Genomic DNA, 1,140 nt, shown 5'->3' with positions numbered 1-1,140 from the left:
GTAGGGAATGACGGGCCGGCACACGACCGGTTCGGCATCGAGCATCGCCACGGTGTGTTGCCACACGCCTTGATCGCGCGGCGCGGCGCGCGACGTGCGCGAAGTCCGTGACGTCGCGGACGTCGGGGATGTGCAGGCATCGCGGTGGGTACCGCTTCGTTTGGGGCAGTGAGTTCGGTCGCTTCGCATGGTCAGGCCAGCCGGGTGCGCGGCCCGCGAAGGCCGCCGAGTTTTTCCGCGCCCAACAGCACCGTCGCGCGGGCGAACCCGTGCAGCGCATGCTGATGGCGCCGATACAACATGGCGTGGCTCCATTGCGCGAAGCGTCCGCGCACGATGCCACCCTTGAAAAAGCCGAATCGCCCAAGGGCGCCAAACGCGTTGTAGCCGGAAAGCGAGACCGACGCGCCAGGATCGCGATAGACGAACGGCGGAATCGCGCGTCCCTCAAACCACGCGCCAAGATGTCGGCCCAGATGCGCCGCCTGCTGCGTGGCGACCTGGGCCGTTGGCGGCAACGGGCACTCGCCCTTCGCGGGCACGAGCGACGCACAGTCGCCCAGCGCAAAGATTCGCTCGTCTTGTGCCGTCTGCAACGTTGGACGCACCACGATCTGGTTGGCATCGTTGGTCAAGAGCCCGCCAATGCCCTGCAAGACGTCCGGCGCTTTCACGCCCGCCGCCCACACGAGCAGGTCGCCAGGAATCAACTGGCCGTCGTCACGATAGAAACCGTCGCGGTCGGCGCACACGATGCGGGTGTCCGTCAGCACGCGAAAGCCCAGGCGCTCGAGCCCCGCCTGCGTCGACTCGGACACCTCCGGCGGAAACGCCCCGAGCACACGCGGACCACGCTCGACGAGCGTGAGCTTCAGCCGCTCGCCAATGCGCGGATCGCCATAGCCGGCCGCCAGCGCGAACGTGCGGCTCAGCTCCGCCGCGAGTTCCACGCCCGTGGCGCCGCCACCGGCGATCACGACACGCAGCGCGTCGTCGTTCACGGCGCTGCGCAGCGCTTCACATCGCAATGCCGCTTGAAATGCCTCGGCCTGCGGCTGACTGTCGATGAAATGGCAGACGTCGCGCACACCGGGCAGACACGCATCGTCGGCCTGCGAGCCGAGCGCCAGCACGAGCGCG

1 protein-coding gene is annotated in these 1,140 nt (G+C 68.3%); it reads right to left on the bottom strand.

Annotated elements, in window-relative coordinates; translation table 11 throughout:
• Positions 1-191 precede the first annotated feature (191 nt).
• The coding region (locus A985_RS25295; RefSeq protein WP_232424609.1) for an NAD(P)/FAD-dependent oxidoreductase at positions 192-1,140 on the bottom strand (949 nt) is incomplete at its 5' end.

It is taken from the genome of Pandoraea sp. B-6 (genome assembly GCF_000282835.1).
In the GTDB taxonomy this organism is placed as follows: Bacteria; Pseudomonadota; Gammaproteobacteria; order Burkholderiales; family Burkholderiaceae; genus Pandoraea; species Pandoraea cepalis.
Note: the sequence above shows the minus strand (reverse complement) of the source record. Positions and strands in the feature narration are given on the sequence as shown.